Source organism: Actinomycetota bacterium, assembly GCA_035765775.1.
GTDB lineage: Bacteria > Actinomycetota > CADDZG01 > JAHWKV01 > JAOPZY01 > DASTWV01.
The window spans coordinates 86836-99498 of the sequence record DASTWV010000040.1; the positions used below are offsets into that span (position 1 = coordinate 86836).

The 12663-nt window shown below is 70.5% G+C and carries 14 protein-coding genes; 1 reads left to right on the top strand and 13 read right to left on the bottom strand.

Annotation, left to right across the window (positions count from 1 at the left end):
* Positions 1–99: 99 nt before the first annotated feature.
* The 4 genes from rsmH to VFW71_08580 form a co-directional block, all read right to left on the bottom strand.
* On the bottom strand, positions 100–1149 hold the full coding sequence (gene rsmH / locus VFW71_08565) for a 16S rRNA (cytosine(1402)-N(4))-methyltransferase RsmH (GenBank protein HEU5002816.1): 1050 nt from the start codon (positions 1147–1149) through the stop codon (positions 100–102).
* A 3-nt stretch (positions 1150–1152) separates the two neighbouring features.
* Positions 1153–1347, bottom strand: a complete 195-nt coding sequence (locus VFW71_08570) for a hypothetical protein (protein ID HEU5002817.1) — start codon at positions 1345–1347, stop codon at positions 1153–1155.
* 57 nt (positions 1348–1404) lie between these two features.
* Positions 1405–1824 carry a division/cell wall cluster transcriptional repressor MraZ gene (gene mraZ, locus VFW71_08575; protein HEU5002818.1) on the bottom strand — a complete coding sequence of 140 codons (420 nt, stop codon included), beginning with the start codon at positions 1822–1824 and terminating at the stop codon, positions 1405–1407.
* A gap of 263 nt (positions 1825–2087) precedes the next feature.
* Positions 2088–3290: a Na+/H+ antiporter NhaA gene (locus VFW71_08580; GenBank protein HEU5002819.1), complete on the bottom strand. Its 1203-nt coding sequence runs from the start codon at positions 3288–3290 to the stop codon at positions 2088–2090.
* 222 nt (positions 3291–3512) lie between these two features.
* Here VFW71_08580 and VFW71_08585 point away from each other — a divergent pair, with 222 nt between their 5' ends.
* Positions 3513–3863: a hypothetical protein gene (locus tag VFW71_08585; protein ID HEU5002820.1), complete on the top strand. Its 351-nt coding sequence runs from the start codon at positions 3513–3515 to the stop codon at positions 3861–3863.
* Between the two features lie 27 nt (positions 3864–3890).
* Here the strand turns inward: VFW71_08585 and VFW71_08590 are convergent, their stop codons facing one another.
* From VFW71_08590 to ruvC, 9 genes are all read right to left on the bottom strand, one after another.
* Positions 3891–4790 carry an alpha/beta fold hydrolase gene (locus VFW71_08590; protein ID HEU5002821.1) on the bottom strand — a complete coding sequence of 300 codons (900 nt, stop codon included), beginning with the start codon at positions 4788–4790 and terminating at the stop codon, positions 3891–3893.
* Positions 4787–5314, bottom strand: coding sequence for an adenine phosphoribosyltransferase (locus tag VFW71_08595; protein HEU5002822.1), 528 nt, complete (start codon positions 5312–5314; stop codon positions 4787–4789). The genes VFW71_08590 and VFW71_08595 overlap by 4 nt, the downstream gene beginning before the upstream one ends.
* Before the next feature lie 26 nt (positions 5315–5340).
* The gene (gene secF / locus VFW71_08600) at positions 5341–8199 is read right to left on the bottom strand and encodes a protein translocase subunit SecF (GenBank protein HEU5002823.1); all 2859 of its coding nucleotides are present in this window, start codon (positions 8197–8199) and stop codon (positions 5341–5343) included.
* A gap of 99 nt (positions 8200–8298) precedes the next feature.
* Complete coding sequence (locus tag VFW71_08605; protein HEU5002824.1) at positions 8299–9009, bottom strand: HD domain-containing protein; 711 nt, start codon at positions 9007–9009, stop codon at positions 8299–8301.
* A gap of 3 nt (positions 9010–9012) precedes the next feature.
* Positions 9013–9414 (bottom strand): preprotein translocase subunit YajC, encoded by a 402-nt coding sequence (yajC, locus tag VFW71_08610; GenBank protein ID HEU5002825.1) that lies wholly within the window; start codon positions 9412–9414, stop codon positions 9013–9015.
* A gap of 63 nt (positions 9415–9477) precedes the next feature.
* The gene (locus tag VFW71_08615) at positions 9478–10362 is read right to left on the bottom strand and encodes a PP2C family serine/threonine-protein phosphatase (GenBank protein ID HEU5002826.1); all 885 of its coding nucleotides are present in this window, start codon (positions 10360–10362) and stop codon (positions 9478–9480) included.
* Positions 10363–10367: 5 nt separating this feature from the next.
* Positions 10368–11390, bottom strand: coding sequence for a Holliday junction branch migration DNA helicase RuvB (ruvB, locus tag VFW71_08620; GenBank protein ID HEU5002827.1), 1023 nt, complete (start codon positions 11388–11390; stop codon positions 10368–10370).
* Positions 11391–11407: 17 nt separating this feature from the next.
* Complete coding sequence (gene ruvA, locus VFW71_08625; GenBank protein HEU5002828.1) at positions 11408–12019, bottom strand: Holliday junction branch migration protein RuvA; 612 nt, start codon at positions 12017–12019, stop codon at positions 11408–11410.
* Positions 12016–12522, bottom strand: a complete 507-nt coding sequence (ruvC, locus tag VFW71_08630) for a crossover junction endodeoxyribonuclease RuvC (protein ID HEU5002829.1) — start codon at positions 12520–12522, stop codon at positions 12016–12018. Before ruvC ends, ruvA begins: the two co-directional genes overlap by 4 nt.
* Between the last annotated feature and the right edge of the window lie 141 nt (positions 12523–12663).

Genomic DNA, 12663 nt, shown 5'->3' on the forward strand with positions numbered 1-12663 from the left:
CGTCTCCGCCGCCACCCTCTTCCAGGGTGGGATCCTCCGGGCCGGAAGGACCGCGTGGATCGCGAGGATCACGAGGATCGTGCGGCTGCCAGCCGTTCATCAGGCCGCCTCGGCGGGGGCCAGGCGCTCGGCGATGCGCAGGTGCGCGCTGGCCGCCCGGGGATTCGATGCCAGCTCCCCGGCTCCCGGGGTGATGGCCTTGCGGGTGACCAGACGCAGCGTGGCCCGGGCGCCGCACACGCACACCGGGAGGTCCCGCGGGCACCGGCACCCGGCGGCCCCGTCGGCGAAGGCGCGTTTCACGATCCGGTCCTCGAGCGAGTGGTAGCTGATAACCGCGACCCGCCCCCCGGGAGCGAGGGCAGCGATGGCCTGGGGCAGGGAAGCCTCCAGCTCGGCCAGCTCGCCGTTGACCTCGATGCGGAGTGCCTGGAAGGTGCGCCGGGCAGGGTGCGGCCCCTGGCGGCGGGCGGCCGCCGGGATGGCTCCCCGGACAGTGTCCGCCAGGTCGGTCGTGGTGGAGAAGGGCTGCCGGTCCCGCCGGGCCACGATGGCGGCGGCGATGCGCCGGGCGAAACGCTCCTCGCCGAAGGCGAACAGGATGCGCACCAGTTCGGCCTCCGGGTAGCCATTGACGACATCGGCCGCGGACAGGTCCTGCCCCGGGTCCATGCGCATGTCGAGGGGACCCTCCGCCCGGTAGCCGAAGCCCCGGTCCGGCCGGTCGAAATGGGGCGAGGAGACGCCCAGGTCGTAGAGCACCGCGCGCACGTCCCTCGCCCCGCCGGCGAGTTCGGACAGCGCGCCGGCAAGATCGCCGAAGCGGCGCTGCATCAGCGTGACGCGCCCAGGGAAGGTGGCAAGGCGGCGGCCGGCGGCGGTGAGGGCATCGGGGTCCCGGTCGAGCCCGAGGAGCGCCGCGTGCGGAGCCGCACCCAGGAGGGCGGCGGCGTGGCCACCGCCGCCAAGGGTGCAATCGACCAGGAGGGGGCGAGGGCCGGGCGGACCAGGTACGCCACCGGGACCGGGCTCAGCACCCTCCAGACCATTTCGCTCCAGTGGGGGCTCCAGTGGGGGCTCCAAGGCGGGTGCCAAAGCGGCGACCACCTCGCCCAGCAGGACCGGTATGTGCTCGAAGGGCTGCTCCATCCGTCACCGCACGACCCCCGCGAACAGCAGGATCAGGCCGATGTAGCCCGCCAGGGTGAACCCGGTGATGGCCAGGAGCAGGAAACTCTCGTAGGTTTCCCGGGCCAGGTCGCCCGCCCGGGTCACCGCCAACTCGCTGATCTCGGAGAGCCCGATCGGGGCTGCCGCCGGGGTTGCCGCCTGTGCCATCTCCATCACCGCCGCCTCCTTCGTGTTCCGAGCCGACCTACGCTCCGCCCTTTCCTGCGCTACCGGTCACAGCAACTGCCGGGCGATCTCCTCGTACTGGCCTTCCACGTCCCCGATGTAGGTGTCGTAGCGGCTGCGGTCCCAGATCTCCGCCCGGCCCGACGCCCCCGCGAGAACCACGTCCTTGATCAGCCCGGCTCCCTCCCGCAGGTGGCCGGGGATCGTGATGCGCCCCTGGGCGTCGACCGTCTCCTCGGACGCCTTGGCGAAAAAGACCCGGGCGTACGCCCGGGCGTTGGGGTTCTCCAGTTGCATCTGGCCAAGGCGCGCCGCAAGCGCATCGAACTCGGCGTGGGCCATCAGGTAGAGGCAGCCGTCCAGACCCCGGGTAATGACGACGTCCGACCCCAGCGTTTCCCGCCAGCGAGCCGGCAGGAAGACCCTGCCCTTTGCATCCAGCGAGTGACGGAACTCTCCAAGCAGCACGGGTTGACTCCACTTGCCGGCGGGTTTTGGGTCCGAGGGATCCTATTTCCTCCACGGCTCCCCACATCGCCCCACCTTACGCCCCGACCCTCCACAGAGTCAATCGTTCGCGGCAAAAAAGCCCGCGGAATATCGGTGGTAGACGTGCGTTGAGGCCCCCCGGCATAGTTACACGGGTGTAAGTTCGAACGTACTTTCGCCTCAGCTGTTAGCGCCCGGCTTTCGTGCGAATAAGATCAGGAACAAACGTTCGACAAAAGCTCTCAGCGGTCACGGGTTACCGAGGGCTTTGGCCGCGGGATCCGCAGCAGCCAGGCCCCCGCCACGCCGCCGGCCAGCGAGCCCGCCAGGAGCCCGGCGATGGCGGCATTGGCCAGGGGTCCGGCGGGCAGGGCGGCGCGGATGATGAGGAGGGGGACGGTCAGACCGATACTGGCCACCGCCCCGAGGCCCACCTCATGGCGGAAGGGGATGGACCACCGATCGGGCGGCGCCCGCCCGAGTGCGGCGACCCGCTGCCCCACCGTGATGCCGAGCGGCTTGCCGACGAAGCGGGCGAGGGCCACCGCCAGGAAGATGCGGGCCGCAGCGCCCGACCCGAGCACCGACCCGGTCAGCGGGACCCCGGCGTTGGCCAGCGCGAAGGCTGGGAGCACCACCAGCGTCACCCAGGGGGCCAGCGCCCACTCCAAACCGGACGACGCATCGCCCCCCGACCGGGGACGGGCGAGAGAGGGGGCGATCACGCCGATCGCCACCCCGAGGACGGCAGGCTCGATCCCGGCCCGGGCCAGTGCCCACCAGGCCGGGATGCCCAGGACGACCAGAGGCCACATCCCGCGGGCCTCCCCCCGCCTCCTTACCGCGGCGAGGGCGATGATGGCCCCCAGGCACGCCAGGCTGACTCCCACCAAGGCCACGTCCACGCGCTGGCTGTAGAAGAGGATAAGGATGGCGATGCTCGCGATGTCGTCAGCCACGGCCAACGTGAGAAGGAAGACCCGCAGCCGAGACGACCCCGGCTGCACCAGGCCCAGGGCCCCCAGGGCGAACGCCACGTCGGTGGCCATGGGGATCCCCCAACCGCCCCCGCCGGACGTGGCGCCGGCGATGAGCGCGTAGAGGAGCGCCGGCACGGCCATGCCGAACGCGGCGGCCAAGAGGGGGGCCGACGCCCGCCGCCAGGAGCGCAGATCGCCGCCCGCAATCTCACGCCGGATCTCCAGGCCAACAAGCAGGAAGAACAACACCATCAGGCCCTGGCTAACAAGATCCCGGAGCGTCAGATCATGCCCCAGAACATGAGCGCTCGGGACGATGGCGTGCCAGATGGCCGCATACGACCCGGGGCTCACATTCGCCCAGACCACTGCCGCGGCCACCGCGGCGATGGTCACCAGGTCCGCGCGGGCACCCCGACCGGCGGCCGCGAGGCGCCGGAGCTGGGGGGAGCAACGGTGACGCATGCCCACAAGGAATCCTCCTGGTCAGCCGCAAGTAGCGCCGACCAGACTTCCCGGCACGCCACGCCCATCATAGGGCGGACGCGACCAATCCACCGGGGCGGGCTGAGTATGAGCCGGTGCGCGGACTACGTAATTCCCTGCAGATTGCGGTGTACCATCAAGGCACCGAAGCTGGGAATTGTGTCCTGTATTATCCCGATTTTTCTCGTTTGGGGGTGAGGGATGCGGCGTTGGGTGCTGTCGAGCCTGCTGGCGTTCGGCATCCTCCTGCTTTCCGTCGTCCTCCCGGCGCCCCCTGCGCCTACCTCCCCGGCACCGGCGCCCCCGTTGAGCCCCCTGTCCCGGGCGCAGGCGGTGGCCGCCGCCGAGAACGGCGGCACCCAGCCGGCGACTGCCCGCCTGGTCAGCTACCGGTCGGCAGCGCAACTTCTGGGCCGGGCCCCCGATCCCGCGGAAGACCCCGGCGCCCAGGTGTGGCTGGTGACCGTCCGCCAGCCGCAGACCTACACGGTGATCCTGAACCAGGCCGACGGCCGGGTGATCGACTCCTGCCTGCAGTGCTGGGCGGCCTGAGCGGGCAGCCCATCCGGCCGCCGCAGCTCACCCTGACGCCCGGCCCTCCGCCGCCAGCAGGCCGTCGAGTATCGCCCCGATCTGGCCCAGCCAGATCGACAGGTGGCCCTCCTCCGGCTGGAGCTCGGCCCGGGCACCCGGGATATGGCCCGCCAGCCACTGGCCGTGGGCGTAGGGCACCATCAGGTCGTCTGCCCCCTGCCAGAGCGTCACGGGGACAGTGATCGCCCCGAGGTCGAACCCCCAGGGAGACACGAAGGCGAGGTCATCGTCGAACCAGCCCCCCGGGCCGTGGGCGAACGCGGTCCGGAAGGACTCGGCCAGGACCTCGCCGAACTCCTCGGCGCAGTACGGCTCGTCCACCGCCGAGACGAGCGAGCGCAGCCCGGCCACCAGGTCGCCCGCCTGGATCGCAGCCAGTGCCTCGGCGTGGGGCGCCATCCATGCGGCCAGCTCCCCCGGGTCGCGAGCGGCCGTCGGGTACTCCACCTGGTTGTCCTCGCCCATCCCGGCGATCCAGTCCAGGCCCTCGGCGTCGTAGGGGGCCACCCCGCCCATCGTTGCCACCGCCCGCACCCGGCCGGGCAGCAGTGCGGCACACGCCAGCGCATGGGGCCCCCCGCCGGACCAGCCGAGGGTGAAGAACCGCTCGGCGCCCAGGTGGTCGGCGAGGGCCGCGATATCCGGGGCGGCGTCCGCCACCCGCCGCCCAGGTTGGCGCGAGGAGCCCCCGAAGCCCGGCCGTGAGGCCGTGGCGAGGCGCAGCCCGCGGGCCGCCGCGGCGTCCTCCAGGAACGGCATCGGCACCGCCGCCCCCGGGCTGCCGTGGTGGAAGATCAGGAGATCGCCCGCCGTTGGGCCGGACACGAGCGCATCGAGCACCCGGCCGCCGGGCAGGGGAAGCGCCAGCCGTTCCCGGGCGGTCATGGCGCCGGGTACCGGAGGAGGGACTCCACCCGGCGCCCCGCCAGGCGCTCCCGCCCGGCCAGGAACTCCAGCTCGATCAGGAACCCCAACCCCGCCACCGTTGCACCCGATCGTTCCACGAGAAGGGCCGCCGCCTCCGCCGTCCCGCCCGTGGCCAGCACGTCGTCGATGATCAGGACGCGGTCGCCGGGCGCCAGGGCATCGGCGTGGATCTCGAGGGTGGCCTCGTCGTACTCCAGCGTGAAGTCCTGGCCGACCGTCGCCGAGGGGAGCTTGCCCGCCTTGCGGATCGGGACGAAGCCCGCTCCGGCGTGGTAGGCGACCGGCGCGGCGAGGATGAAGCCCCGGGCCTCGATGCCGCACACTTTGTCCACCGACCCCCGTCCGAAGGCCAGGACCAACAGGTCCACTGCGGTGGAGAAGGCGGCCTCGTTGCCCAGCAGGGGCGTGATGTCCTTGAAGACGATGCCCGGCTTGGGGAAGTCCGCAATGTCACGGACCCAGCCCCGCAGCCAATCCCCCACCGGGATCCTCGCCGGGGCCGCATCGCTCAGCGGCCGCCCTTCTTGCGTTTGGCCCGGTTGGTCTTGCGGGGCTGCGGGCGGGAGGCCGGGGTGCCCCCGCCCGGCCGGGCAGGCGGGCGGCCGTTGCCCGCGTCCGCCGTGGACCTGTCGGCGCCGGACGAGCCATTGGCCGACGACGCCGATGCAGGCGCCGGTTCGCCGTTGGCCTCGCCGGCGGGCTTGGTCGTCTCCTGTGCCGCCGGCTTCGGAGCTGCCTTGGCGCCGGGCTTGGCCACTGGGCGGGTCCCGGCGCGGGGGGCGGGGCGCGCCCCGGGCTTGGCAGCCGGCTTCGCGGCGGGCTTGGGCGCCGGCTTCTCGCCGTCGTCCTCCTCCCCGCTGCCCGGCTCGCCCCTGCCACCGCCGGATTTGGTGGCCGGCCGGGCGGGCGCCTTGCCCGCGGGCCGGCGGGCAGGCTTGTCCTCGTCGGGCTCGCCGCCCAGGGCTACCGTGCCCCCCCCGGCAGTCGCGCCGGCCAGGCGGGGGGCCCGGGCTGCGGCGCTGCGCAACGAGGCGTAGCGCGGCTCCCGCTCCTTCATGATCGACAGCAGCGGCGTGGCCACGAAGATCGATGAGTACGTGCCCGAGGCGATGCCGACGAACAGGGCGAGGGCCAGTTCCCGCAGGGTGTCGGCCCCCAGCAGGAAGCTGCCGACGAACAGCAGGCTCCCCACCGGCAGCAGGGTCGTGAGCGACGTGTTGATCGAGCGCATGAGCACCTGGTTCATGGACTCATTGGCGATGGTCGCGTACGGTTTCTTGGCATTCGAGGGTATGACGACGTTTTCTTTGATCTTATCGAACACGACCACGGTGTCATACAATGAATACCCGAGGATGGTGAGGATGGCGATCACGGTGTCCGGGGTGACCTGCAGGCCGGTCAGGGCGTAGATGCCGGCGGTGATCACCAGGTCGTGCAGCAGGGCGATGATCCCCGAGAAGGCCATCTTGGTCTCGAGCCGCCACGACATGTAGAGGATGACGACGATGAGGAACACGATGAGGCCCCGGATGGCCTTGTTGGTGATCTCGTGGCCCCAGGTGCTGCCCACCGAGTCCACGCTCACCTTGTTGACCGGTGTCGCCGTCAGGCTTGCCAGGGCCTGCTGGACCGCGCCGGTCTTGGTCGGGTTCAGGCTGATGGTCTCGACTTCAGCCTGCTTCGCGCTCTGCCCGACCTTGTGCGCGATCTGCACAGTGTCGGCAACCACGCCTTGTTTGGCGACCGCCGCCTTGATGTCGGGCACCGACACGTCCTTGGTGAGCGGGACGATGAACTGCGTGCCGCCCTTGAAGTCGATCCCGTAGTGCAAGCCTCGGACTCCTGGGATCAGCGCCACGATGGAGATGGCGATGATCACACCTGAGATGCCCAGCCACAGGCCGCGGCGGCGGATGAAATCGATGTGGAAATCGCTGCGGTAGATCTTGCGGAGCAGCCCCTTTGAGCCGGTACCTTCCAGGGCCGTGGTCATGCCGATGAACCGACCCTTGCCGAACACCTGGGTGCGTGCCAGGATCGCCGCCAGCGGGTAGGTCAGCGCCAGGAAGAGAGCGACGTCGAGGGCGGTGGCCAGCCCCAGGGTGAGGGCGAATCCGCGCACCGAGCCGATGGCCAGGATGTACAGGATCAGGGCGGCAAAGAACGTGACCGTGTCGGCGGTGAACAGGGTGCGCACCGCGCTCTTGTAGCCCCGGTCCACCGACGACCGGAGCGTCTTGGCTTCGTGCACCTCTTCTTTGACGCGCTCGAAGAAGACCACATATGAGTCTGTTGTGATACCTATCGAAACGATCAGACCCGCGATGCCGGCCAACGACAGGGTCAGTCCCGCCACCTGGCCGAGGAGCACGATCACCCCGTAGGTGAGCGCCGAGAAGGCGATGAGCCCCACCCAGGTCTGCAGGCCCAGCGCCCGGTAGTAGATGGCCACATAGATCATGACCAGGAACAGGCCCAGCGCCCCGGCCAGCAGCCCGGCCCGCAGGGACTGGGCACCGAGGGTGGCCGACACCAGTTGCTCGGTCTGCTGGGTGAGCTTGACCGGCAGGGCACCGCTCTGTAGCACCAGGGCGAGGTTCTTGGCGTCGGACTGAGTGAAGCTGCCTTGGATCTGCGTGCCGCCCGGGATCCCCGTGCCGCACGCCACGTCGGTTTGCACCACGGGAGCGGACTGGACCCGATTGTCCAGCACGATGCCGATCTGGCGGGTCGGCGATGAGGTGTTGGTGATGCAGGCCAGGTTGCTGGTGAACTTCGTCCAGGTGGACTGGAAATTGGATTTGAAGGTGAGGTTGACCAGCCAGGCGCCGTTGCTGGTGTTGACCTGGGCATTGGCGCCGGAGATGGCCTCCCCGGTCAGGGTGGCGGTGGCCAGCTGGTACTTGGTCTTGGAGTCCTGCCCGATGCCGTAATCAACCACCGTAGCGGTGGTGAAACGTTGATCATCCGGCGTCACCGTCAGGGTGGAGTAACCGGGGGCGCCATTGGTGATGACCTGCTGGACCTGCCGGAACTCCAACTGCGCGGTCTGACCGAGGATCTTAAGGACTCCATTCGGATCCTTGACGTTAGGGATTTCCACCAGAATATTGATGTTTCCCTCGCGGGTGACATCGGCGTTGCTGACCCCCAGGGCGTCGACCCGGTTGCGCAGGATGTTGACCGCCTCGTCCACCTTGTCGCCCGGGGTGTGCGCCGGGGCGCTGAGCGTCACGCTCAGACCGCCGGAGAGGTCGAGGCCCAGCTTGGGCTTCCACCCGGCGGCGAAGACCACAATGAGCAGGCCCACCACCACGACGGCGACGAGCGCGGCGGACCAGGCGAAGCGGCGGGTGCCTTTCATCGGGGCGACTCTACCCGATGGCGCCCGGCGGCAGGCCGTGTCTCGCGGCACACACAGCGGGACTCCATCGCGTTGACCCGGCGTCTGTTCACGGCATCCCTACAGGAGGTCCTGGCCGTTGATCACGAGGCGGAACCGGTAGTGCAGGAACTCGGCCGCCCGGCGGCACATGGTCATGCGGTTCAGGAAGATCTCGAAGTACTCCATGATCTTGGAGATCGAGGTGTCGATGCGCAGCTCCAGGATCAAGGTGTGCTCGCTGGTGTTCACCGACAGCACCGAGGACTCGGCGGCGTAGTTGACCCGGTCGTGGATGTCGAAGGTCTCCGGGTTGGGGTTGCGCACCCGGGACCGGTGCACGTCGGACTTATCCGCCAGGATGAGCGCCGCCCCCTCAGGGGACACGGGCAGGCCCTCGCCCTCCTCGTGGTTGCCGACGGCCCCCAGAATCACCCCGATGTCCTTCAGGGGCATGCCGATCTCGGTGAGGATCGGGTAGCACAGGCTGGCGGCGGTCTGCGGGTGGCCCTTGCGGTTCACAAAGTTGCCCATGTCGTGCAGGTAGCCGGCGATGGCCGCCCGCTCCGGCTCCCGGTCATCGAAGCCCAGGGCATTGAGGAGCTTACGGGCGTCCCGGGAGACGATCTTGGCGTGCCGGAAGCCGTGCTCGGTGTAGCCGAGCTCGCCCAGGTACCGGTCCGACAGCCGGATGAACGTCTTGACAGCCGGATGGGCCTTGACGTCGGTGAGGTCGATCACGGTCGGGAGCGGGACGGCACCCGGGGATGGCGCGGCAGCAAGGAGCCCCATATCTCACTCTGTATCGTCAGGTTCACCCGATCCCTCAAGGCCGGTCCCACCGTCATGCCCCTCGCCCGTTGTGGTGCCCTCGCGGCTGGTCAGGGAGGGCTCGTCCTCCACCTTCCGGGCGATGGCCTGCTTCACGACCCGGATGGTGCAGCCGTCGGCGATGTCCAGGCGCACGGCGTCCTCGTCGATCCCCTGGATGTAGCCGATGATGCCCCCGATCGTGACCACCTCGTCGCCCGGCTCCAGCGTGGAGACCAGGTCCTGGTGCTGGCGCAGCCGGCGGCGCTGGGGCCGGACGAGCAGCAGGTAGAACACCACCAGCAGGGCACCCAGGAAGATGAGGTAGCTGGCACCCGAGCTGCTCGACTTCGTGGCCGCCAGGAGCAGGCCGGTAGGCAGGGTCATGGCCGGAGTCTAGTGGGTCGGCGTGCGCCTCTGGCCGGTGTCACCTGGCCCCAGTTCAGAGCGTCAGAGCGCGACCGCGGCGGCGGTGGCGTCGTCGCCGCTGTGGGCTCCAGCGTCCGACAGCCAGCCCGGAAGCATCTCGCCCAGCGCCGCCAGCCCTTCCTTCCCGACGACCTCCCGCACCCCGGCGCCCACCTCCAGGAAGCCCTCGTCGTCGATGAAGGCGTTCTTCAGCCCGTCGGTGGCCAGGAGCGCGACCGCCGGGATGGGCTCCGCCGGGCGCCACAGCCCGTAGCGGAAGTCCTGCTCGGCCCCGGGTAAGCAGAGCGAGGTTGTGGCCCCGCCCTGGAGCCGGTCGTCACCGGGTACCGGCAGCACCGTCCCGGCCGCCGAGGTCACCAGGATGTCGCCGTCACCCACCTGGAGGAAGAAGGCGGTGGGGCCGGCCACCAGGGCGATGAGCAGCGTGGCCCCGTAGGCCACCTCCGGCCGCTCCTCCACCTCCCCCCGGAAACCCGGGCCCATGTGCTCGTCGACCGCAGCCAGCTCCTCCTCCTGGAACGGGCGCCGCTCCACATCCGCCAGCACCAGGGCGGTCCAGGCCCGGACCACCGCTTCCGCCATCGGGGCGAGGAACTCCTCGGGATCGAGAGCGGGATCGCCGCCCGGATCGAAGGCGGGCAGGCGCTCGGCGCCCTCCCGCACCGCCGTGGCCACCGCCAGTGCCGAGCCCGTCTGGCTCCGGAAGTGCAGGCGTGCCCCGTGACCGTCCGACACCGCCACCACCAGCCGGTCGCCCGAGCCCGACTCGGGGAACCAGGCCAGCGCGTCCTGGTTGGGCAGCCCGTCCCGCACGTGCGCCGGGCCCAGCACGGAGGCGCCCACCACCCGGAGCGCGCTCCGCCCCGACGGCGGCCCGGCCGGGAACCCGTTGGGGGGACCACTCATCGACGTCATAGAAGGCGGTCCGCGGCATACCCGGGTTCTGCGCCGTCGTACGTCGCCAGCCCCAGATGCTCGTAGGCCGTCAGCGTCGCCAACCGCCCCCGGGGCGTGCGCTGGAGGAACCCCTTGCGCAGCAGGTAGGGCTCGTAGACATCCTCGATGGTCTCGGGCTCCTCTCCCACCGCCACCGCCAGGGTGCTGAGCCCCACCGGCCGGCCCCGGAAGCGCTGGGTGAGGGCCTCCAGGATGGCAATGTCCACCTTGTCGAGGCCCTCGACGTCCACCTGGAACAGGTCGAGGGCGTCCTGGGCCACATCGAGGGCGATCACCCCCGCCGCCCGCACCTGGGCGTAGTCCCGCACCCGGCGCAGGAGCCGGTTGGCGATGCGGGGCGTCCCGCGGGCACGGCTGGCGATCTCTTCCGACGCCTCCCGGTCGATCTCGATCTCCAGGATCGCCGCCGAGCGGCGCACCACGTGCGCCAGCTCCTCCGGTTCGTAGTAGTCCAGCCGCCCGATGAAGCCGAACCGGTCCCGCAGCGGCGAGGTCAGCATCCCGGTGCGGGTGGTGGCCCCGATCAGGGTGAAGCGGGGGACCTCGACCCGGATCGAGCGGGCGGAGGGCCCCTTGCCGATGACGATGTCCAGCCGGAAGTCCTCCATCGCCGGATAGAGCACCTCCTCGACGGTGCGGGCGAGGCGGTGGATCTCGTCGATGAACAGCACGTCGCGGTCCTCGAGGTTGGTGAGGATGGCGGCCAGGTCGCCCGCCCGCTCGATCACCGGGCCGGAGGTGACGCTGAAGCCGACGCCCAACTCGGAGGCCACGATGTGTGCCAGCGTGGTCTTGCCCAGACCCGGGCTACCGGCAAACAGGAGGTGGTCCGCCGCCTCGCCCCGGGCCTTCGCGGCGTCGAGGATGATCGACAGGTGCTCCTTGGTGGAGGTCTGGCCCACGAAATCGCTCAGCGTCCGGGGCCGCAGCGACCGCTCGATCTCCTGGTCGTCGATGCTGGCGTCAGGGGCCAACATCCGCCCGGCGGCGTCGATCACCGTGTCCCAGCCCCGGTCCCGGCACTGGCGCCGGCACTGGCGCCGGCCAGCATCTTGAGGGCGGCCCGCACCATGGCCTCCACGGTGGCACCCGGGGTGGCGACCTCCTCGATGACCCCGCGCAGCTCCGCCGGCGTGTAGCCCAGCCCGGTGAGCGCCGCACGCACCTCGGCCACCGCGGCGCTGGGCACCGACGGCTCGACCGCCACCACCGCCAGCCGGTCGCGCAACTCCAGCAGCATGCGCTGGGCCCCCCGCTTCCCGACGCCGGGCACCGAGGTCAGAGCATCCAGGTCCCCGGTAGCCACCGCCCGGCGGAGCTCGTCGGGGTCCAGTACCGAGAGCACCGCCACGGCGAGCTTCGGCCCGACCCCGGTGACCCCCAGGAGGGTCTGGAAGACCTCCCGCTGGTCGGCGGTCCGGAAGCCGTACAGGGTGAGGGCGTCCTCCCGGACCGCGAGATGGGTGAGGAGCCGGGCGGGCTGGCCCTTCACCAGCCCGGCGAGCACGGGGCCGGGCGCGTACACCAGGTAGCCGACCCCGCCCACCTCCACCACCGCGGCGGCGCCGGTGACCTCAGCCACCACGCCGTTGAGCGAGGCGATCACGCCGGTCTCCGGGCAGCCGCCGCCAGGCCCGCCAGCTTGCGGGAGTGGCAGTGGCAGATGGCGACGGCCAGGGCGTCGGCGGCGTCGGGCGTGGCGGTTTGCGGATCCCCCCGCAGGAGGCGCTTGACCATAAAGCTGACCTGCTCCTTGGTGGCACTGCCGGTGCCCACCACCGCCATCTTCACCTGGAGGGGGGCGTAGTCGAAGACCGGGAGGTCGCAGCAGGCGGCGGTCAGCAGGGCCACTCCGGACGCCTGCGCCACCGGGATCACCGTCTGCGCATTCATCTTGTGGAAGATCCGCTCGATCGCCACCACGTCGGGCGCCCAGCGGGCGAACGCGGCCTCGAGGCCATCCCGGATGGCCCGCAGGCGCTGGGGCACCGGGTCCTCCGGCCGGGTGACGAGGGTGTCGCAGCCGATTGCCTGCAGCCGGTTGCCCTCCTGGAGGACCAGCCCAATCCCCATCCGGGTCAGGCCGGGGTCGATTCCGAGAACCCGCATCGTGCGTTTCCTTCACGAAGCAAAATCGAACGGTTGTTTGCAGGATCATACCGAGACCCACCGACATCGCCTTGGATTGTGGGTGGATTGCGGGTGGATTGTGGAAGCCTCGGCCCGGGTAACTCCAGGACCCATCAAGTT